The sequence below is a fragment of the Bordetella genomosp. 10 genome (genome assembly GCF_002261225.1).
Classification (GTDB): Bacteria; Pseudomonadota; Gammaproteobacteria; order Burkholderiales; family Burkholderiaceae_B; genus Bordetella_C.
Genome location: NZ_NEVM01000005.1, coordinates 3,181,995 through 3,201,810, shown reverse-complemented (window position 1 = coordinate 3,201,810; position 19,816 = coordinate 3,181,995). Strand labels below are relative to the sequence as shown.

General features: G+C 63.1%; 31 protein-coding genes. All 31 read left to right on the top strand.

The features are described from left to right. Positions 1–205: 205 nt before the first annotated feature. The 31 genes from CAL29_RS30365 (at position 206) to rpsM (ending at position 19,815) form a co-directional block, all read left to right on the top strand. A complete protein-coding gene (locus CAL29_RS30365; protein WP_143277780.1) occupies positions 206–1,891 on the top strand; it encodes a hypothetical protein in 1,686 nt (561 codons plus the stop codon). A gap of 385 nt (positions 1,892–2,276) precedes the next feature. Further along, positions 2,277–2,654, top strand: a complete 378-nt coding sequence (gene rpsL, locus CAL29_RS30360; protein WP_057654238.1) for a 30S ribosomal protein S12 — start codon at positions 2,277–2,279, stop codon at positions 2,652–2,654. Positions 2,655–2,814: 160 nt separating this feature from the next. Continuing rightward, a complete protein-coding gene (rpsG, locus tag CAL29_RS30355; protein WP_006216561.1) occupies positions 2,815–3,285 on the top strand; it encodes a 30S ribosomal protein S7 in 471 nt (156 codons plus the stop codon). Between the two features lie 18 nt (positions 3,286–3,303). Beyond that, the gene (gene fusA / locus CAL29_RS30350) at positions 3,304–5,409 is read left to right on the top strand and encodes an elongation factor G (protein WP_094856557.1); all 2,106 of its coding nucleotides are present in this window, start codon (positions 3,304–3,306) and stop codon (positions 5,407–5,409) included. A gap of 77 nt (positions 5,410–5,486) precedes the next feature. Continuing rightward, the gene (tuf, locus tag CAL29_RS30345; RefSeq protein WP_094856556.1) at positions 5,487–6,677 is read left to right on the top strand and encodes an elongation factor Tu; all 1,191 of its coding nucleotides are present in this window, start codon (positions 5,487–5,489) and stop codon (positions 6,675–6,677) included. Positions 6,678–6,745: 68 nt separating this feature from the next. Further along, complete coding sequence (gene rpsJ / locus CAL29_RS30340) at positions 6,746–7,057, top strand: 30S ribosomal protein S10 (RefSeq protein WP_003806903.1); 312 nt, start codon at positions 6,746–6,748, stop codon at positions 7,055–7,057. Positions 7,058–7,364: 307 nt separating this feature from the next. After that, entirely contained in the window at positions 7,365–8,054 is a 690-nt protein-coding gene (gene rplC / locus CAL29_RS30335; RefSeq protein WP_179284232.1) for a 50S ribosomal protein L3, read from the top strand. Between the two features lie 4 nt (positions 8,055–8,058). Further along, complete coding sequence (gene rplD / locus CAL29_RS30330; protein WP_094856554.1) at positions 8,059–8,676, top strand: 50S ribosomal protein L4; 618 nt, start codon at positions 8,059–8,061, stop codon at positions 8,674–8,676. Next, entirely contained in the window at positions 8,673–8,969 is a 297-nt protein-coding gene (gene rplW / locus CAL29_RS30325; protein ID WP_066357397.1) for a 50S ribosomal protein L23, read from the top strand. Before rplD ends, rplW begins: the two co-directional genes overlap by 4 nt. Continuing rightward, positions 8,970–9,797: a 50S ribosomal protein L2 gene (rplB, locus tag CAL29_RS30320; protein ID WP_094856553.1), complete on the top strand. Its 828-nt coding sequence runs from the start codon at positions 8,970–8,972 to the stop codon at positions 9,795–9,797. A gap of 12 nt (positions 9,798–9,809) precedes the next feature. Continuing rightward, on the top strand, positions 9,810–10,085 hold the full coding sequence (rpsS, locus tag CAL29_RS30315; protein WP_057654231.1) for a 30S ribosomal protein S19: 276 nt from the start codon (positions 9,810–9,812) through the stop codon (positions 10,083–10,085). A 3-nt stretch (positions 10,086–10,088) separates the two neighbouring features. Next, positions 10,089–10,418, top strand: coding sequence for a 50S ribosomal protein L22 (gene rplV / locus CAL29_RS30310; protein ID WP_094856552.1), 330 nt, complete (start codon positions 10,089–10,091; stop codon positions 10,416–10,418). A gap of 9 nt (positions 10,419–10,427) precedes the next feature. Next, a complete protein-coding gene (gene rpsC, locus CAL29_RS30305) occupies positions 10,428–11,228 on the top strand; it encodes a 30S ribosomal protein S3 (RefSeq protein ID WP_094856551.1) in 801 nt (266 codons plus the stop codon). 2 nt (positions 11,229–11,230) lie between these two features. Then, complete coding sequence (gene rplP, locus CAL29_RS30300; protein WP_094856550.1) at positions 11,231–11,647, top strand: 50S ribosomal protein L16; 417 nt, start codon at positions 11,231–11,233, stop codon at positions 11,645–11,647. A 10-nt stretch (positions 11,648–11,657) separates the two neighbouring features. Next, on the top strand, positions 11,658–11,849 hold the full coding sequence (rpmC, locus tag CAL29_RS30295) for a 50S ribosomal protein L29 (RefSeq protein WP_094856549.1): 192 nt from the start codon (positions 11,658–11,660) through the stop codon (positions 11,847–11,849). A gap of 2 nt (positions 11,850–11,851) precedes the next feature. Next, positions 11,852–12,133, top strand: a complete 282-nt coding sequence (rpsQ, locus tag CAL29_RS30290) for a 30S ribosomal protein S17 (protein WP_094856548.1) — start codon at positions 11,852–11,854, stop codon at positions 12,131–12,133. Positions 12,134–12,427: 294 nt separating this feature from the next. Next, positions 12,428–13,174 carry an aspartyl/asparaginyl beta-hydroxylase domain-containing protein gene (locus tag CAL29_RS30285; RefSeq protein ID WP_256977818.1) on the top strand — a complete coding sequence of 249 codons (747 nt, stop codon included), beginning with the start codon at positions 12,428–12,430 and terminating at the stop codon, positions 13,172–13,174. 422 nt (positions 13,175–13,596) lie between these two features. Next, positions 13,597–13,965, top strand: a complete 369-nt coding sequence (gene rplN, locus CAL29_RS30280; RefSeq protein WP_088599442.1) for a 50S ribosomal protein L14 — start codon at positions 13,597–13,599, stop codon at positions 13,963–13,965. 10 nt (positions 13,966–13,975) lie between these two features. After that, the gene (gene rplX, locus CAL29_RS30275) at positions 13,976–14,296 is read left to right on the top strand and encodes a 50S ribosomal protein L24 (protein WP_094856547.1); all 321 of its coding nucleotides are present in this window, start codon (positions 13,976–13,978) and stop codon (positions 14,294–14,296) included. A gap of 13 nt (positions 14,297–14,309) precedes the next feature. Next, positions 14,310–14,849 (top strand): 50S ribosomal protein L5, encoded by a 540-nt coding sequence (rplE, locus tag CAL29_RS30270; protein WP_094856546.1) that lies wholly within the window; start codon positions 14,310–14,312, stop codon positions 14,847–14,849. A gap of 11 nt (positions 14,850–14,860) precedes the next feature. Beyond that, positions 14,861–15,166: a 30S ribosomal protein S14 gene (gene rpsN / locus CAL29_RS30265; RefSeq protein WP_094856545.1), complete on the top strand. Its 306-nt coding sequence runs from the start codon at positions 14,861–14,863 to the stop codon at positions 15,164–15,166. A gap of 10 nt (positions 15,167–15,176) precedes the next feature. Continuing rightward, the gene (gene rpsH, locus CAL29_RS30260) at positions 15,177–15,572 is read left to right on the top strand and encodes a 30S ribosomal protein S8 (protein ID WP_094856544.1); all 396 of its coding nucleotides are present in this window, start codon (positions 15,177–15,179) and stop codon (positions 15,570–15,572) included. 12 nt (positions 15,573–15,584) lie between these two features. Beyond that, positions 15,585–16,118: a 50S ribosomal protein L6 gene (rplF, locus tag CAL29_RS30255; protein WP_094856543.1), complete on the top strand. Its 534-nt coding sequence runs from the start codon at positions 15,585–15,587 to the stop codon at positions 16,116–16,118. 21 nt (positions 16,119–16,139) lie between these two features. Then, entirely contained in the window at positions 16,140–16,502 is a 363-nt protein-coding gene (gene rplR, locus CAL29_RS30250; protein ID WP_094856542.1) for a 50S ribosomal protein L18, read from the top strand. A 15-nt stretch (positions 16,503–16,517) separates the two neighbouring features. Then, entirely contained in the window at positions 16,518–17,039 is a 522-nt protein-coding gene (gene rpsE, locus CAL29_RS30245; RefSeq protein WP_094856541.1) for a 30S ribosomal protein S5, read from the top strand. 3 nt (positions 17,040–17,042) lie between these two features. After that, positions 17,043–17,228, top strand: coding sequence for a 50S ribosomal protein L30 (gene rpmD, locus CAL29_RS30240; RefSeq protein ID WP_094856540.1), 186 nt, complete (start codon positions 17,043–17,045; stop codon positions 17,226–17,228). A gap of 9 nt (positions 17,229–17,237) precedes the next feature. Continuing rightward, positions 17,238–17,687 carry a 50S ribosomal protein L15 gene (gene rplO, locus CAL29_RS30235; RefSeq protein WP_094856539.1) on the top strand — a complete coding sequence of 150 codons (450 nt, stop codon included), beginning with the start codon at positions 17,238–17,240 and terminating at the stop codon, positions 17,685–17,687. Positions 17,688–17,706: 19 nt separating this feature from the next. After that, on the top strand, positions 17,707–19,038 hold the full coding sequence (gene secY / locus CAL29_RS30230; RefSeq protein WP_094856538.1) for a preprotein translocase subunit SecY: 1,332 nt from the start codon (positions 17,707–17,709) through the stop codon (positions 19,036–19,038). A gap of 8 nt (positions 19,039–19,046) precedes the next feature. Next, positions 19,047–19,265 (top strand): translation initiation factor IF-1, encoded by a 219-nt coding sequence (gene infA / locus CAL29_RS30225; protein ID WP_057654209.1) that lies wholly within the window; start codon positions 19,047–19,049, stop codon positions 19,263–19,265. A 33-nt stretch (positions 19,266–19,298) separates the two neighbouring features. Then, positions 19,299–19,412, top strand: coding sequence for a 50S ribosomal protein L36 (gene rpmJ / locus CAL29_RS30220; protein WP_066357345.1), 114 nt, complete (start codon positions 19,299–19,301; stop codon positions 19,410–19,412). A 37-nt stretch (positions 19,413–19,449) separates the two neighbouring features. Further along, positions 19,450–19,815, top strand: coding sequence for a 30S ribosomal protein S13 (gene rpsM, locus CAL29_RS30215; protein ID WP_057654208.1), 366 nt, complete (start codon positions 19,450–19,452; stop codon positions 19,813–19,815). Position 19,816: the final 1 nt, after the last annotated feature.

Genomic DNA, 19,816 nt, shown 5'->3' with positions numbered 1-19,816 from the left:
CCGATCATATATGGTTCCACCTCCACGCGGCGCGCCGCGCGAGCGCATCCTCGCGCGGTGTCGGCGGCGCGCCACGTTTTACCCGGGACGACGGGCATCCTCCGCTTCATCTTCCCTTTTTTCTTCCATTTGGATCGGTCTTCGCTCCGCCGCCGCCGCGCCGCGCTTTATCATGGGCACCTTGGCTCCGGAGTCCCTGTCCATCATGTCTTCTAGTGCCGCTTTCGCCGCGTCGCCTGTACCGGGCGGGGATAGTTTCGGCCTGCGTCCGTTGGATGCGATTGCCGCCACGGCGGCCGGCGGCGTGCCTCAATCCCGTATCCTCCGCATCCTGACGGACCTGGAGGCGCCGCTGGCGGCCTTGCATGAGCAGGGCCAGATGCATGGGGCGCTCTCGCCCTCGGCCATCGGCCTGGACGTGAACGGCAAGGCGCATCTGATGCCCGGGCCCGCGGCGGACGCGGAGCGGCAGGGCGATGGACCGGAGGAGCCGCGGGCAGGCTATGCGGCGTTCGAACAATATGCCGACGACGCGCTACTGCCGCGCGGTCCCTGGACGGACATCTATGGCCTGAGCGCGGTCGCCTGCCAGCTCATCACCGGCGCGCCGCCGCCGGATGCCGAGTCGCGGCGCGACCATGACGATTACGTGCCCCTGGCGCAGCGCATGCCGGAAGGCTACGACATGGCGTTCCTGGCGGCGGTCGACGCCGGCCTGGCCATGGCCGCCGCGTACCGGCCGAATTCGATGGCCGCCTACCTGGCCCGGTTCGGCGGCATGGAGCCGGCGCCGGCCATGCCGACGCTGCCCGAACCCGCGGTGGCGGTCGTCCAGGAAGATTACGTCGACGAGGACGACGAAGACGACATGCTGGACCCGGCGCCGGGCCGCCGCCGGCGCTTGCCGTTCTGGGGCTTGTTCCTTGCCTTGCTGGTGGCCGTGGTGGCCTTGCCGGCATGGGTCTGGCTTCAGAGCGGCAATGGCCTGGGCGGCCAGCGCGCGTCCACGGCCGGCGGGGCTTCCTCATCCTTCGTTCCGCTATCGCAGCGGGATGGCCGGCCGGGCGCAACGGATACGCCGGCGGCCGGGAGTGGGGGCGTCACGGCCGCACGGCCCGGGGATGGCGGCGCGCCGACGGAAACGGGCCCGGGTGCGCCGGTCCCCTCTGATTCCTCGGGCTCTCCGGCTTCTCCAGCGTCGCCGGCCTCCTCGGCCGCTCCGACCTCCCCGGGCACCGGTCGTGGAACGCCGGCGACCACGTCCGCGGCGGAAAGCGGCGGTCCGGCCGGCCGCCAGGCGCCGGCCACGGCTACGGCCAGGCCAGGGGCGGGGGCGGGGGCCGAAAGCGGCCCGGGCGCCGCCGAGCCGGGCGTCTCGGCGCAGGCCGGCGAACCGAACGCCGCCACCGCGACGGGAACCCCCGCGCCGGGCGGGGCCTCGGCAGCGGGTACCGGTGCGGGTTCGGGCGCAGGCACTGGTACAGGCACGGGCGCCCAGCCAGGCGAAGGCAGCAGCGTCGGCGGCCGCGCCGGCGCCCCGCAGCCTTACCAATCGACGGTGACGCTGGGCGGCGCCGGATCCACGGGCCCGGCGGGCGCCGAAACCCCCGCGCCGGCCGGAGCAACCCCAGCCCAAGGCCAGGCCGCCGCGCCCGCCAAGCCGGCCAAACCCGCCGCCGGCGCGCCGGTGCCGGTCCGCATCGACGTCCGTCCTTGGGGCCAGATCGTGATCGACGGCGTCTCGCGCGGGGTCAGCCCGCCGCTCAAGGAGCTGCGGCTGCCTCCCGGCACGTATGCCGTGACGATCAAGAACACGGGATTACCCAGCCACCGCATGACGCTGGAGGTCAAGCCGGGCGTCCCCGCCGTGATTTCCCATGTGTTCAATTAGCCACGCGGGGCCGGGTAAAACCCCCGCAAACCCCCCTCTGGCGGCGCATCGCGCGATTTATGCGGGATGGCCCTTTGACAGATCTTCCGATCTGGGCTAATCTCACGGGCTCACTGAGTTATAGGCGCGCAGTGTTTTTCCTGCGCGCGCAGTTTTTTGCCCGCACCGGCGCAATCCGGTGCCCCGGCAAGCGCTGCAGGGCAGTGAAGCAAGATTCAGCAAGACCCGCTCTTTTACGTATACGCGTCAGGGGCGGTTTTGCGCGAACCGCCTCCCGGCGTCCGGTGATGTCCCCGTGCATCCCCGAGCGGCGGGCCAAGGTTTAAGCAGTACGGTACGTCAGTACTCTTACCCCCCGTAGTACGTAAAAGGGATTTCAAAGGTCATGCCTACCATCAGCCAACTCGTGCGCAAGCCGCGCGAAGTCAGCGCCGCCAAGAGCAAGAGCCCCGCGCTCGAAAACTGCCCGCAGCGGCGTGGCGTGTGCACCCGCGTGTACACCACCACCCCCAAGAAGCCTAACTCCGCTCTGCGTAAGGTCGCCAAGGTGCGCCTGACCAACGGTTACGAAGTCATTTCGTACATCGGCGGCGAAGGCCACAACCTGCAGGAACACTCGGTCGTGCTCGTGCGCGGCGGCCGTGTGAAGGATCTGCCGGGTGTGCGTTACCACATCGTCCGTGGCTCGCTCGACTTGCAAGGCGTGAAAGACCGCAAGCAAGCGCGTTCGAAGTACGGCGCGAAGCGCCCCAAGAAGGCCTGATAGCCAGGCCGCCGTCCGTCGCCGGCTTATCGGCCGCCGGACCGTGCAGCCGTCTGCGTTCCCTGGAACGGCAACGGCACGTAAGGGGCCATCTACGTTATGGATGGCCATGGCCGCGGAACATCGCGGTTCAACTGAACTGACACACTAAGGAAGCACAATGCCCCGTCGTCGCGAAGTACCCAAGCGCGAGATTCTGCCCGATCCCAAGTTCGGCAGCGTCGAGCTCGCCAAGTTCATGAACGTCGTCATGCTGGACGGCAAGAAGGCCGTCGCCGAGCGCATCGTCTATGGTGCCCTCGAGCAAGTGCAAACCAAGACCGGCAAGGAGCCGATCGAGGTTTTCAGCCTGGCGATCAACAACATCAAGCCGATCGTCGAAGTGAAGAGCCGCCGCGTTGGCGGCGCCAACTACCAAGTGCCGGTTGAAGTGCGCCCTGTGCGCCGCCTGGCCTTGGCTATGCGTTGGTTGCGCGAAGCCGCGAAGAAGCGCGGCGAGAAGTCGATGGATCTGCGTTTGGCTGGCGAGCTGATCGATGCCTCCGAAGGTCGTGGCGCCGCGATGAAGAAGCGCGAAGACACGCACAAGATGGCCGAAGCCAACAAGGCCTTCAGCCATTTCCGCTGGTAATTTAAGGATTAAGCAACCATGGCCCGCAAAACCCCGATCGAGCGCTACCGCAACATTGGCATCTCTGCGCACATCGATGCAGGGAAAACCACCACGACCGAACGCATCCTGTTCTACACGGGCGTCAATCACAAGATTGGCGAAGTGCATGATGGCGCCGCCACCATGGACTGGATGGAGCAGGAACAGGAACGTGGCATCACCATTACGTCGGCCGCGACCACGGCGTTCTGGCGTGGCATGGCTGGCAACTATCCTGAGCACCGCATCAACATCATCGACACCCCGGGGCACGTGGACTTCACCATCGAAGTCGAACGTTCCATGCGCGTGCTCGACGGCGCCTGCATGGTCTACTGCGCTGTGGGCGGCGTTCAGCCCCAGTCGGAAACCGTGTGGCGCCAGGCCAACAAGTACGGCGTGCCCCGCCTGGCCTTCGTCAACAAGATGGACCGCACCGGCGCCAACTTCTTCAAGGTCTATGACCAGTTGAAGGGCCGCCTGCGCGCCAACCCCGTGCCCATCGTGATCCCGATCGGCGCCGAAGACACGTTCTCCGGCGTGGTCGACCTGATCAAGATGAAGGCCATCCTGTGGGATGAAGCCAGCCAGGGCACCAAGTTCGACTACGCCGACATCCCCGCCGAGCTGCAAGCGTCGGCCGAGGAATGGCGCGAGAAGCTGGTCGAGTCGGCCGCCGAGTCGTCCGAAGAGCTGATGAACAAGTACCTGGAAACGGGCGCGCTGGATGAAGCCGAGATCAACGCCGGCATCCGCCAACGCACCATCGCCGGCGAAATCCAGCCGATGCTGTGCGGCACCGCCTTCAAGAACAAGGGCGTGCAGCGCATGCTGGACGCGGTCATCGACTACCTGCCGTCGCCCATCGACATTCCGCCGGTGGATGGCCAGGACGATGACGGCAACGCCGTCAACCGCAAGGCCGACGACAACGAGAAGTTCTCGGCGCTGGCGTTCAAGCTGATGAGCGATCCGTTCGTGGGCCAGTTGACCTTCGTGCGCGTGTACTCCGGCGTGCTGAAGTCGGGCGATACCGTCTACAACCCCATCAAGGGCAAGAAGGAACGTATCGGCCGTCTGCTGCAGATGCACGCCAACAACCGCGAAGAAATCAAGGAAGTGCTGGCGGGCGACATCGCCGCCGTGGTCGGCCTGAAGGACGTGACCACCGGCGAAACGCTGTGCGACGTCGATTCGCACATCCTGCTGGAGCGCATGGAGTTCCCCGAGCCCGTGATTTCGCAGGCCGTGGAACCCAAGTCGAAGGCCGACCAGGAAAAGATGGGTCTGGCGCTGGGCCGTCTGGCCCAGGAAGATCCGTCGTTCCGCGTGCGCAGCGACGAGGAATCGGGTCAAACCATCATTTCCGGCATGGGCGAACTGCACCTGGAAATTCTGGTCGACCGCATGAAGCGCGAATTCGGCGTGGAAGCCAACGTCGGCAAGCCGCAGGTGGCTTACCGCGAAACCATCCGCAAGACCTGCGAAGAAGCCGAAGGCAAGTTCGTCAAGCAGTCGGGCGGCCGCGGCCAGTACGGCCACGCCGTGCTGAAGGTCGAGCCGCTGGAGCCGGGCGGCGCCGGTTTCGAATTCGTCGACGCCATCAAGGGCGGCGTGGTTCCCCGTGAATTCATCCCGGCCGTCGAAAAGGGCGTGCGCGACACGCTGTCTTCGGGCATCCTGGCGGGCTACCCCGTCGTGGACGTCAAGGTCACGCTGTTCTTCGGCTCGTACCACGACGTGGACTCGAACGAAAACGCGTTCCGGATGGCCGGCTCCATGGCCTTCAAGGAAGGCATGCGCAAGGCCAGCCCGGTGCTGCTCGAGCCCATGATGGCCGTTGAAGTGGAAACGCCGGAAGACTACGCCGGCACCGTGATGGGCGACCTGTCCTCGCGGCGCGGCATGGTCCAGGGCATGGACGACATCGTTGGCGGCGGCAAGATCATCAAGGCCGAGGTTCCCCTGGCCGAGATGTTCGGTTACTCGACCAGCCTGCGTTCGCAAACGCAAGGCCGCGCGACGTACACGATGGAATTCAAGCAGTACGCTGAAGCTCCGAAGAACGTGGCTGACGAAGTTATCGCCGCCCGTACCAAGTAATTGAAGTCGGCGCCGTTTCCGATCGTCGGAAGCGGCGCCAAATAAACAGTTTCCTTGAAAGACTAAGGATAGAGATCATGGCAAAAGGCAAGTTTGAACGTACCAAGCCGCACGTGAACGTGGGCACGATCGGTCACGTTGACCACGGCAAGACGACGCTGACGGCGGCGATCACGACGGTTCTGTCGACGAAGTTCGGCGGCGAAGCCAAGGGCTACGACCAGATCGACGCGGCGCCCGAAGAGAAGGCGCGCGGCATCACGATCAACACGGCGCACGTGGAATACGAAACGGCGACGCGCCACTACGCGCACGTTGACTGCCCGGGCCACGCTGACTATGTGAAGAACATGATCACGGGCGCGGCGCAGATGGACGGCGCGATCCTGGTGGTGTCGGCCGCCGACGGCCCGATGCCGCAGACGCGCGAACACATCCTGCTGAGCCGCCAGGTGGGCGTGCCGTACATCATCGTGTTCCTGAACAAGGCGGACATGGTGGACGACGCCGAGCTGCTGGAACTGGTGGAAATGGAAGTCCGCGAGCTGCTGAGCAAGTACGACTTCCCGGGCGACGACACGCCGATCGTGAAGGGTTCGGCCAAGCTGGCGCTCGAAGGCGACAAGGGCGAGCTGGGCGAGCAGGCGATCCTGGCGCTGGCCGACGCGCTGGACAGCTACATCCCGACGCCTGAGCGTGCCATCGACGGCACGTTCCTGATGCCGGTCGAAGACGTGTTCTCGATCTCGGGCCGCGGCACGGTGGTGACCGGCCGTATCGAGCGCGGCATCGTGAAGGTCGGCGAGGAAATCGAAATCGTCGGCATCAAGCCGACGGTGAAGACGACCTGCACGGGCGTGGAAATGTTCCGCAAGCTGCTGGACCAAGGTCAAGCGGGCGACAACGTCGGTATCCTGCTGCGCGGCACCAAGCGTGAAGACGTCGAGCGTGGCCAGGTGCTGGCCAAGCCGGGTTCGATCAACCCGCACACGGACTTCACGGCCGAGGTGTACATTCTGTCGAAGGAAGAAGGCGGCCGCCACACCCCGTTCTTCAACGGCTATCGTCCCCAGTTCTACTTCCGTACGACGGACGTGACGGGCACGATCGAGCTGCCGAAGGACAAGGAAATGGTTCTGCCGGGTGACAACGTGTCGATGACCGTGCGCCTGCTGGCCCCGATCGCCATGGAAGAAGGCCTGCGCTTCGCCATTCGCGAAGGCGGCCGTACCGTCGGCGCCGGCGTCGTCGCTTCCATCGTCAAGTAATTCCCTGCCGGGTGCGGTGATCCGGCGTTCCGGATCACCGCTTACATCGTTCTTTAGTAGGAAACACCATGAAAAACCAGAAGATCCGCATCCGCTTGAAGGCGTTCGATTACAAGTTGATCGATCAGTCGGCCGCTGAAATCGTCGACACCGCCAAGCGCACCGGTGCGGTCGTCCGTGGTCCGGTTCCGCTGCCCACGCGCATCCGCCGTTACGACGTGCTGCGTTCGCCGCACGTGAACAAGACGTCGCGTGACCAGTTCGAAATCCGCACGCACCAGCGCCTGATGGACATCGTCGATCCCACCGACAAGACCGTGGACGCCCTGATGCGTCTGGATCTGCCGGCCGGTGTCGATGTCGAAATCGCCCTGCAGTAAGCAATAAAGAGTAGACGCGCGCCCTGCGAAGGAGGGCGTGTCGTAGCAAAGGCCGCACCCCCCCGGGCGCGGCCTTTTGCATTGCAGAAATGCCGCAAACGGCGCCCGGAATCGCGCCGGATCCGATCGACGCTTGCCACGCGGCAAATCACCATGCTATAGTCCGAGATTGCCGTTTTTGGCAGGGGCGTTCCTGTCCTCGTTAGGGATGCTTCGTAGTTGCCTCGGCAGAATGACACACACGTAGGGCGAAGTGTCTCTTCGCCTGATTAGCCCCGACCAATCGTAGTCGGGAATGGAGAAAACGATGTCGAATCCGACACCCACGCCTGCCGCCCATCGGCTCGGGCTGGTGGGTCGCAAGGTTGGCATGACCCGCATTTTCACCGAGGATGGCGAGTCCATTCCGGTGACCGTGCTGGATCTGTCGAACAACCGAGTGACCCAGGTCAAGTCCCTGGAAAGCGACGGCTATGCCGCTGTCCAGTTGGCTTACGGCGAGCGCCGCAAGTCGCGCGTTGCCGAGCCCCAAACGGGCCACTACGCCAAAGCCGGCGTCGAAGCCGGTAGCATCCTCAAGGAATTCCGCCTCGATCCCGCGAAGGCCGCCGAATTCACCGCCGGCAGCGTGATCGCCGTCGAAAGCGTGTTCGAAGCTGGCCAGACGGTCGACGTGACGGGCACCACCATCGGTAAGGGCTTCGCCGGCACCATCAAGCGCCACCACTTCGGTTCGCAGCGCGCGTCGCACGGTAACTCCCGTTCGCACCGCGTGCCCGGCTCGATCGGCCAGGCGCAGGATCCCGGCCGCATCTTCCCCGGTAAGCGCATGTCGGGTCACCTCGGTGACGTGCAGCGCACGGTTCAGAACCTGGACGTCGTCCGCGTGGACGCCGAACGCGGTCTGCTGTTCGTCAAGGGCGCCGTGCCCGGCCACAACGAAGCCAACGTCATCGTGCGTCCGGCCGTCAAGGCCCCGGCCAAGAAAGGAGCGTAAGTAAATGGATCTCAAGCTCCTGAACGACCAAGGCGAAGCCGGCACGGTCAGCGTTGCCGACACCGTCTTCGGCCGCGAATTCAACGAAGCGCTGGTGCAGCAGATCGTGGTGGCCTTCCAGGCCAACGCGCGCAGCGGCAACCGCGCCCAGAAGGATCGTACGGAAGTCAAGCACTCCACCAAGAAGCCCTGGCGCCAGAAGGGTACCGGCCGCGCTCGCGCCGGTATGACCTCGTCGCCGCTGTGGCGTGGGGGTGGTCGCACGTTCCCGAACTCGCCCGAAGAGAACTTCAGCCAGAAGGTCAACAAGAAGATGTACCGCGCCGGGATCCGCTCGATCCTGTCGCAACTGGCTCGTGAAGGCCGCATCGCCGTTGTCGACGCATTCAAGCTGGAATCCCCCAAGACCAAGCTGGCCGCCGCCAAGCTGAAAGGCCTGGGCCTGGAGTCCGTGCTGATCATCACCGACGACTTCGACGAGAACGTTTACCTCGCCACCCGCAACCTGCCGCACGTTGCCGTGGTCGAACCGCGCTATGCCGATCCGCTTTCGCTGATCCACTACAAGAAAGTGCTGATCACCAAGCCGGCCATCGCCCAACTCGAGGAGATGCTCGGATGAACACCGAACGCTTGATGCAGGTTCTGCTGGCTCCGATCGTGACCGAAAAGGCCACCTTCGTCGCCGAGAAGAACCAACAAGTCGCTTTCCGCGTGGTCGACACGGCCACCAAGCCGGAAATCAAGGCTGCCGTCGAACTGCTCTTCAAGGTGCAGGTCGAGTCCGTGCAGGTCCTCAATCGCAAGGGCAAAGTCAAGCGCTTTGGCCGTTTCGTGGGTCGCCGCCGCAATGAGCGCAAGGCCTACGTCTCGCTCAAGGAAGGCCAGGAAATCGACTTTGCGGAGGTGAAGTAAATGGCCCTCGTTAAAGTCAAACCGACCTCGGCCGGCCGCCGCGGCATGGTGAAGGTGGTCAGCCCGAACCTGCACAAGGGCGCCCCCGTCGCTTCGCTGCTCGAAAAGAAGAAGCGTGGCTCTGGCCGTAACAACAACGGTCACATCACCGTCCGTCATCGTGGCGGTGGTCACAAGCAACATTACCGTATCGTCGACTTCCGTCGCGACAAGGACGGCATCCCCGCCAAGGTCGAGCGTCTGGAATACGACCCCAACCGTACGGCGCACCTGGCGCTGCTGTGCTACGCCGATGGCGAGCGCCGCTACATCATCGCGCCCCGTGGCCTGGAAGTGGGCGCCTCGCTGGTGTCGGGCGACGAAGCCCCCATCCGCGCCGGCAACACGCTGCGCATCCGCAGCATCCCGGTGGGTACGACGATACACTGCATCGAAATGCTGCCCGGCAAGGGGGCGCAGATCGCCCGTTCGGCCGGCGCCTCCGCCGTGCTGATGGCCCGTGAAGGCGTCTACGCGCAGGTCCGCCTGCGTTCGGGCGAAGTGCGCCGCATTCACATCGAATGCCGCGCCACGATCGGTGAAGTCGGTAATGAAGAACACAGCCTGCGCCAGATCGGCAAGGCCGGTGCAATGCGTTGGCGCGGTGTCCGCCCGACGGTTCGTGGCGTGGCCATGAACCCGGTCGATCACCCGCACGGTGGTGGCGAAGGCCGCACCGGTGAAGCTCGCGAACCGGTCAGCCCGTGGGGCACCCCGGCTAAGGGTTACAAGACCCGTAGCAACAAGCGGACGAACAATATGATCGTCCAACGGCGCAAGCGCAAGTAAGAGGCGAACACTATGTCACGTTCGATCAAGAAAGGCCCGTTTGTCGACGCCTACCTTATCACCAAGGTAGAGAAGGCCGTCGCGGGCAAAGACAAGAAGCCGATCAAGACCTGGTCGCGCCGTTCCACGATCCTGCCCGAGTTCATCGGTCTGACGATCGCTGTGCACAACGGCAAGCAGCACGTTCCCGTTTACATCAACGAGAACATGGTCGGCCACAAACTCGGCGAATTCGCGCTGACCCGCACGTTCAAGGGTCATGCCGCGGACAAGAAGGCCAAGAGGTAAGCGATGGAAACTACTGCCATTATCCGTGGAGTTCACATCTCGGCCCAGAAGACCCGTCTGGTTGCGGACCTGATCCGCGGCAAGTCGGTCGCCCGTGCCCTGGAAATCCTCAACTTCTCCCCGAAGAAGGCCGCCGGCATCCTGAAGAAGGCTGTCGAATCCGCGATCGCCAACGCCGAGCACAACGACGGCGCCGACATCGACGAGCTGAAGGTCACCACGATTTTCGTGGACAAGGCTCAATCGATGAAGCGCTTCTCCGCCCGTGCGAAGGGCCGTGGCAACCGCATTGAGAAGCAGACCTGCCACATCACGGTCAAGGTCGGAGCCTAAGGAGTCAAGATGGGTCAGAAAATTCACCCCACTGGGTTCCGTCTCGCGGTCACCCGTAATTGGTCCTCGCGTTGGTACGCCGACGACAAGTCTTTCGGCGCCATGCTGGCCGAAGACATCCGCGTGCGCGAATACCTGAAGAAGAAGCTCAAGAGCGCCTCGGTCGGCCGCGTGCTGATCGAGCGTCCCGCCAAGAACGCCCGCATCACCGTCTACTCGGCTCGTCCGGGCGTGGTGATCGGCAAGCGCGGCGAAGACATCGAAAGCCTGAAGGCCGATCTGCAGCGTCTGATGGGCGTGCCCGTGCACGTCAACATCGAGGAAATCCGCAAGCCGGAAACCGACGCCCAACTGATCGCCGACTCGATTTCGCAACAGCTCGAAAAGCGCATCATGTTCCGCCGCGCGATGAAGCGCGCCATGCAGAACGCCATGCGTCTGGGCGCCCAGGGCATCAAGATCATGAGCTCGGGCCGTCTGAACGGCATCGAAATCGCGCGCACCGAGTGGTACCGCGAAGGTCGCGTGCCGCTGCACACGCTGAAGGCGAACATCGACTACGGCACCTCCGAAGCCCACACCACCTACGGTGTGATCGGCATCAAGGTCTGGGTCTACAAGGGCGACATGCTGGCCAATGGCGAACTGCCGCCTGAGACCGCCGCGCCTCGCGAAGAAGAGCGCCGTCCGCGCCGTGCCCCCCGTGGCGACCGTCCTGATGGCGGCCGTCCTGGTGGCCGTCCCGGCGGTGGTGGCCGCGGCCGCGGTCCGCGCAAGGCGGACGCCGCGCCGGCGCCTGAAGGAGAATAAACATGCTGCAACCCTCACGCAGAAAGTATCGCAAAGAGCAGAAGGGCCGCAATACGGGCCTGGCCACGCGCGGCACCAACGTGTCGTTCGGCGAATTCGGCCTGAAGGCCACCGGCCGTGGCCGTCTGACCGCGCGCCAGATCGAGGCTGCTCGTCGTGCCATCAACCGTCACATCAAGCGTGGCGGCCGTATCTGGATCCGCATCTTCCCGGACAAGCCGATCTCGCAGAAGCCGGCCGAAGTCCGTATGGGTAACGGTAAGGGCAACCCGGAGTACTGGGTCGCTGAAATCCAACCCGGCAAGGTGCTGTACGAAATGGAAGGGGTGAGCGAAGAATTGGCTCGCGAAGCTTTCCGCCTGGCCGCCGCCAAGCTGCCGATCGCGACGACCTTCGTGGCTCGTCACATCGGCGCCTAAGGAGTCCTAAATGAAAGCCAAAGAACTCCGTACCAAAGACGTCGCCGAGCTCCAGAAAGAGCTCGAGAGCCTGCTCCGTGCCCAATTCGGTCTGCGTATGCAGAAGGCCACCCAGCAGCTCGCCAACACCAGCCAACTGGGCAAAGTGCGTCGTGACATCGCTCGCGTCCGTACCTTGCTGACCGAGAAGGCAGGAAGCTAATCATGAGCGAAACGCAAAACACCCAACCCGCCAAGCGCCAGCGTACGCTGGTCGGCAAGGTCGTCAGCAACAAGATGGACAAGACCGTGGTCGTTCTCGTCGAACGCCGCGTGAAGCACCCCATCTACGGCAAGATCATCGTGCGCTCCGCGAAGTACAAGGCGCATGACGAGACGAACCAGATCAACGAAGGCGATACGGTTGAAATCGCCGAAGGCCGTCCCATCTCGCGCTCGAAGGCGTGGAGCGTGGTGCGCCTGGTCGAGGCCGCTCGCGTCATCTGATGCATCCCTGCAGGGCGGGAGCGATCCCGGCCCGCGGGTGAAAAGCCAAGGGTTTACGCCCTTGGCTTTTTTTATTTGTGCTGTGTGATTCGTGCTGTGTGATTCGTGCTTTGTGATCTGTGCTTTGTGCGCGGACGCAGGGGATCCCGGCGGTCATCGGCGCCTGTCCGTATCGCGTATGATTCAAGCACCTTGGCCGCCATACGCCATGGCAATATGCCCCATGGCAGTCTGCCTGTCGCCTGGCGGTCCGGGAACATCGCACCGTACCGCTTTCGACCTGCCCGATACGCCTTGAATCCGCTCGCGCCCAAATCTGCCCCGACCCTGTTCTCGCGTTGTTTCTTCAGTCTGATCGACTGGCTGCGCAACGGCATCGCCAAGGCCTCCCTGGTCGGCGACCATCCCATCTTCGATAACGCCCAGTTCCCCTGGATCCCCGCGCTGGAGGCCCAGGCCCCCGCGATCCGGGCCGAACTGATGGACGTGCTCGGCAAGCGCGACCGCCTGCCCGCCTTTCACGAGCTGTCGCCCGACGTCGCCACCATCACCACCGACGACCAGTGGAAGACCTTCGTCTTCATGGGCTACGGCATGCGGTCCGAGCGCAACCTGGCGCGCTGTCCGGCGACGGCCCGGGCGCTGCGGGGCATCCCGGGGCTGCGCACCGCCTTCTTCTCCATCCTGGAGCCGGGCAAGCGCATCCCCATGCACCGCGGCCCGTACAACGGCGTGCTGCGCCTGCACCTGGGCCTGGTCGTGCCGGAACCGCGGGAAGACTGTTGGATCGAGGTGGACGGCCAGCGCCATGTCTGGCGGGAAGGGCAGGCCGTGGTGTTCGACGACCTCTACCCCCACCAAGTCCACAACGACACAGACGGCGTGCGGGTGGTGTTGTTCGTCGACTTCGAGCGCCCGTGCCGCGCCCCGATGCGCTGGTTCAACCTGCTGGTGCTGGCCCTGGCGCCGATGACGCCGGAGATCCGCCGGGGGAAGGCCAACCACGATTTGTGGGAAAAAGACTACTATGGCAGGGATTAGTACGTGGGCCTTGCAATCGCAAGGCTATCAGGATAGAATTATCAGCTTTCCCAAATAGTCTGTCTGGCTAGGCGGCATGGATGCGCGGGCGACCAAGCGAAAACGCGGGGTCGGTGTGCAGGTGCCAATGCAGGGCCGGGCGGGTGAAAGGGGAAAAATCCGCAGGATATCAACCCAGGTTCGTAGGGGTTGCCTGAGGTTGGCGGCGGCGCTTGTCGGCAAGGCATACGCGGCGGCACACGACCCAGGGCAAGTCAGACGGGCCTTACGGGACCAAAACTGGCAGGAATGGCGAAATCGCCTGGTAATGGGGTTTTGGGACTGATCAGGGTAGAGCGGCTTTACCGGTCGCGCTCCCCGGTCCGTTCCAGGGCGCGAGACCACGACTTCGAATTTCCGGTTAAGTTGGAACAGGAAAAATCATGATCCAAATGCAGACCACGCTGGACGTGGCCGACAATACTGGTGCGCGCCGTGTGCGCTGCATCAAGGTGCTCGGCGGTTCCAAGCGCCGTTATGCCGCTATCGGTGACATCATCAAAATCAGCGTCCTGGACGCCGCTCCGCGCGGTCGTGTCAAGAAGGGCGAAATCTACAACGCCGTGGTCGTCCGCACCGCCAAGGGCGTGCGCCGCAAGGACGGTTCGTTGATCCGCTTCGGCAACAACGCCGCCGTGTTGCTCAACGCCAAGCATGAGCCCATCGGTACTCGTATCTTCGGACCCGTTACGCGTGAACTGCGTACCGAGAAGTTCATGAAGATCGTGTCGCTGGCCCCGGAAGTGCTGTAAGGAGCCATTCATGAACAACATCCGTAAAGGCGACGAAGTTATCGTCCTCACCGGCCGCGACAAGAAGCGTCGCGGCACCGTGCTCGCGCGCGTCGACGCCGATCACGTGCTGGTCGAAGGCGTGAACGTCGTCAAGAAGCACACCAAGCCGAACCCGATGGCCAACAACCCGGGCGGCATCGTCGAGAAGACCCTGCCCATCCACATTTCGAATGTGGCGCTGTTCAACCCTGCCACCGGCAAGGGCGATCGCGTGGGCGTCAAGGAAGTCGACGGCCGCAAGGTGCGCGTGTTCCGTTCCAATGGTGCCGTCGTCGGCGCCAAGGCGTAAGGGGCGACAGATTATGAGTCGTTTGCAAGATATCTACCGCGATAAGATCGTCGGCGAGCTGAAGGAAAAGTTCGGCTACAAGAGCCTGATGGAAGTTCCGCGCATCACCAAGATCACGCTGAACATGGGCGTTTCGGAAGCCGTGGCCGACAAGAAGGTCATCGAGCACGCCGTTTCGGACCTGACCAAGATCGCCGGCCAGAAGCCCGTGATCACCAAGACCAAGAAGGCTATCGCCGGTTTCAAGATCCGCGAAAACTACCCGATCGGTTGCATGGTGACGCTGCGCGGCCAACGCATGTACGAATTCCTGGACCGCCTGGTGGCGATTGCCCTGCCGCGCGTGCGTGACTTCCGTGGTATCTCCGGCCGTGCTTTCGACGGTCGCGGCAACTACAACGTCGGGGTGAAAGAGCAGATCATTTTCCCCGAAATCGAATACGACAAAATCGACGCGCTGCGTGGGCTGAACATCAGCATCACCACCACCGCCAAGACTGACGACGAAGCCAAGGCGCTGTTGACCGCCTTCAGCTTCCCGTTCCGTAACTAAGGGGCGATGACGTGGCCAAACTTTCACTGATCAATCGTGATATCAAGCGCGCCAAGATGGCGGAGAAGTTCGCCGCCAAGCGCACTGCACTGAAGGCGATCATCGACGACCAGTCGAAGCCCGAAGAAGAACGTTACCAAGCTCGGCTCAAGCTGCAACAACTGCCGCGCAACGCCGCTCCCTCCCGTCAGCGCAACCGCTGCACGGTTACGGGTCGCCCGCGTGGCGTGTTCAGCAAGTTCGGCCTGACGCGCCACAAACTTCGCGAAATGGCTATGCGTGGGGAAATCCCGGGCATGACCAAGGCCAGCTGGTAGGAGAACGAATATGAGCATGAGCGATCCCATCGCCGATATGCTGACCCGCATTCGCAATGCGCAGCAAGTTAACAAAGTCACGGTGAGCATGCCCTCCTCGAAGCTGAAGGCCGCCATCGCGGCCGTGCTGAAGGACGAGGGCTACATCGACGGTTTCGAAGTCAAGGGCACCCAGGCCAAGCCTGAGCTCGAGCTTTCGCTGAAGTACTACGCCGGCCGTCCGGTGATCGAACGCATCGAACGCGTTTCGCGTCCCGGTCTGCGTATTTACAAGGGCCGTAGCAGCATTCCTCAGGTCATGAACGGCCTGGGCGTGGCTATCGTTACGACCTCGCGCGGCGTGATGACGGACCGCAAGGCCCGCGCTGACGGCGTCGGCGGCGAAGTTCTGTGCTACGTGGCCTAAGGAGAAATTCTAATGTCACGTATCGCCAAGTATCCCGTGAATCTGCCCAAGGGTGTCGAAGCCACCGTTGCGCAGGATCAAATCATCGTCAAGGGCCCGCTGGGCTCGCTGACGCAATCCCTGACGGGCGACGTCGCCATCTCGCTGGACAACGGCGTGCTGACCTTCGTCGCGGCCAACGAATCGCGCCAGGCCGGCGCGATGTCGGGCACCGTGCGCGCCCTGGTCAACAACATGGTGACCGGTGTCAGCAAGGGTTTCGAACGTAAGCTGACCCTGGTGGGCGTGGGTTATCGCGCTCAAGTCCAGGGCGACGCCGTGAAGCTGCAACTCGGTTTCTCGCACGACGTGGTTCACAAGCTGCCGGCCGGCATCAAGGCCGAATGTCCGACCCAGACGGAAATCGTCATCAAGGGTTCGAACAAGCAGGTTGTTGGCCAGGTGGCCGCTGAAATCCGCGCCTATCGTCCGCCGGAGCCCTACAAGGGCAAGGGTGTGCGTTATGCGGATGAGCGCGTCATCATCAAAGAAACCAAGAAGAAGTAACGGCGCACGCAAGGACGAATCATGGACAAGAAAGTATCTCGTTTGCGTCGTGCGGTTCCGACCCGCCGGAAGATTGCCGAACTGCGCGTTCATCGCCTGTCGATCTTCCGCTCGAACCTGCACATCTACGCGAACATCATTTCGCCGGAAGGCGATCGTGTGCTGGTCAGCGCCTCGACGCTGGAAGCCGAAGTGCGCGCCCAACTGGGCCAGGTCGGCAAGGGCGGCAACAAGGCCGCCGCCGAACTGGTCGGCAAGCGCGTCGCCGAGAAGGCCAAGGCCGCCGGTATCGAACTGGTTGCCTTCGATCGCTCGGGCTTCCGTTACCATGGCCGCGTGAAAGCGCTGGCCGATGCCGCGCGCGAAGCCGGCCTCAAGTTCTAAGCGAGGATCAGTCAAATGGCTAAAGCACAAGGCAAGGGCCCGGTCGAGAAGGAAAACGACGACGGTCTGCGCGAGAAGATGATTGCGGTCAACCGCGTCAGCAAGGTGGTGAAGGGTGGTCGTACCATGAGCTTCGCCGCCCTGACCGTGGTTGGCGACGGCGACGGCCGCATCGGCATGGGCAAGGGCAAGGCGCGCGAAGTGCCGGTCTCGGTCCAGAAGGCGATGGAACAGGCCCGCCGCGGCCTGTTCAAGGTTGCGCTGAAGAACGGCACGCTGTTTCACACGGTGGTTGGCAAGCACGGCGCCTCGACGGTGCTGATCTCGCCGGCGCCCGAAGGTACCGGCGTGATCGCCGGCGGCCCGATGCGCGCCATCTTCGAAGTGATGGGCGTGCGTAACGTGGTTGCGAAGAGCCTGGGCTCGAGCAATCCCTACAACATGGTCCGCGCTACGCTGAACGGCCTGCGCGCCTCCATGACCCCGTCGGAAGTTGCCGCCAAGCGCGGCAAGACCGTCGAAGAGATCCTGGGGTAAATCATGGCTGACAAGCAGATCAAAGTTACGCTGGTGCGCTCGGTCATCGGCACCAAGCAGGATCACCGTGATACGGTGCGCGGCCTGGGCCTGCGCCGCATCAACAGCAGCAAGATCCTGAAAGATACGCCTGAAGTGCGCGGCATGATCCGTAAAGTGGATTATCTCGTCACCGTTTCGGAAGTCTAAGGAATCGAGATGTCGGATACTCAACTCCAACTGAATACGCTCAAGCCCGCCGAAGGCGCCAAGCATGCCAAGCGCCGTGTCGGCCGCGGCATCGGCTCGGGCCTGGGCAAGACCGCCGGTCGCGGTCACAAGGGTCAGAAGTCCCGCTCGGGCGGCTTCCACAAGGTCGGCTTCGAAGGCGGTCAGATGCCGCTGCAGCGTCGCCTGCCCAAGCGTGGCTTCACGCCCCTGGGCCAGCACCTGTACGCTGAAGTCCGCCTGTCGGAACTGCAAGCCGTGCCCGTCGACGAAATCGACGTGCAAGTGCTGAAGCAGGCCGGCGTGGTCGGCCAGCAAGTCCGTTACGCCAAGGTCATCAAGTCCGGCGAACTCTCGCGCAAGGTCGTGCTCAAGGGCATTACCGCGACGGCCGGCGCGCGCGCCGCCATCGAAGCCGCGGGCGGCTCGATCGCTGCTTGATTGACGGATGAGGTGAAGAGTGGCTAACGCGCAGGCACTGGGCAAGACCGGATCTCGTTACGGCGATCTGAAGCGTCGTTTCGTCTTCCTGGTCCTCGCCTTGGTGGTGTACCGCCTGGGTACGCACATCCCCGTTCCGGGCATCAACCCGGACGCGCTGGCGGACCTGTTCCGCCAGAACCAGGGCGGGATCCTGGGCCTGTTCAACATGTTCTCGGGTGGTGCGCTGTCCCGCTTCTCGGTCTTCGCGCTGGGGATCATGCCGTACATCTCGGCATCGATCATCATGCAGTTGATGTCGGTGGTGGTGCCTTCGCTCGAGGCGTTGAAAAAGGAAGGCGAAGCCGGTCGCCGCAAGATTACCCAATACACCCGCTACGGCACGGTCGTGCTGGCGCTGGTGCAAGCGGTGGGTATCTCGGTGGCGCTGGAGTCGCAACCGGGTCTGGTGACGGATCCCGGCATGCTGTTCCGTTTCACCACGGTCGTGACGCTGCTGACCGGCACCATGTTCATCATGTGGCTGGGCGAGCAGATCACCGAGCGTGGCCTGGGCAACGGTATCTCCATCCTGATCTTCTCGGGGATCGTGGCGGGGTTGCCGAACGCGCTGGCCGGCTTGCTGGACCTGGTGCGCACGAACTCGATGTCGGTGATTTCGGCCCTGTTCATCGTGGCCTTGGTGATTGCCGTGACGGCCTTCGTGGTGTTCGTTGAACGCGGACAGCGCAAGATCACCGTCAACTACGCCAAGCGCCAGGTGGGCAACAAGATCTACGGCGGCCAGAGCTCGCATCTGCCGTTGAAGCTGAACATGGCCGGCGTGATTCCGCCCATCTTCGCCTCGTCGATCATCCTGTTCCCGGCCACGATTACCAGTTGGTTTTCGAGCAGCGAAAAGATGCGTTGGCTGGGCGACCTGGCCGCCGCGCTGTCGCCGCGCCAGCCGCTCTACATCACGCTGTATTCCGCGGCCATTATTTTCTTCTGCTTTTTCTACACGGCTCTGGTGTTCAACAGCCGCGAAACGGCGGACAACCTGAAGAAGAGTGGTGCTTTCGTCCCGGGCATCCGTCCCGGTGAACAGACCGCGCGTTATATCGACAAGATCCTGATGCGCTTGACCCTGGCTGGTGCGCTGTACATCACCCTGGTCTGCCTGTTCCCCGAGTTCCTGGTCATGCGCTGGAACGTGCCGTTCTACTTTGGTGGTACCTCGCTGTTGATTATCGTCGTAGTGACGATGGACTTCATGGCTCAGGTCCAGGCCTACATGATGTCCCACCAGTACGACTCATTGCTCAAGAAGGCGAACTTCAAGGGCTCGAATTCGAACCTGCCGATGCGTTAGCAAAGAGAATGGCAAAGGACGACGTCATACAGATGCAGGGTGAGGTTATCGAGAACCTCCCCAACGCAATGTTCCGCGTCAAGCTTGAAAACGGCCACGTAGTGTTGGGCCACATTTCGGGCAAGATGCGCATGCACTACATCCGGATCCTGCCGGGCGACAAGGTCACAGTGGAGCTCACGCCCTATGACCTGTCAAAAGCCAGGATCGTGTTCCGCTCGAAATAAGCGGGTGGTTTACGGAATAACAGGGAGTAACCCATGAAAGTATTGGCATCGGTTAAGCGGATCTGCCGCAACTGCAAAATCATCAAACGCCACGGCGTGGTGCGTGTCATCTGCACCGATCCGCGGCACAAGCAGCGTCAAGGCTGAGTTCAGCCTAACGCAACAGATTCATTAAGGAACAGTCATGGCCCGTATTGCTGGCATCAACATTCCGCCGCATCAGCACGCCGAGATCGGCCTGACCGCCATTTTTGGCATCGGTCGTACGCGCGCCCGCAAGATCTGCGAAGCTGCTAATGTGCCCGTTACCAAAAAGGTCAAGGATCTCACCGACGCCGAGCTCGAGCGCATTCGCGAGCACGTCGGTGTGTTCACGGTCGAAGGTGACCTGCGTCGCGAAGTCCAACTGTCGATCAAGCGTCTGATCGACCTGGGCACCTATCGTGGCATGCGTCACAAGCGCGGTCTGCCCGTACGCGGCCAGCGCACGCGCACCAACGCACGCACCCGCAAGGGCCCGCGTCGTGCTGCTGCGTCCCTGAAGAAATAAT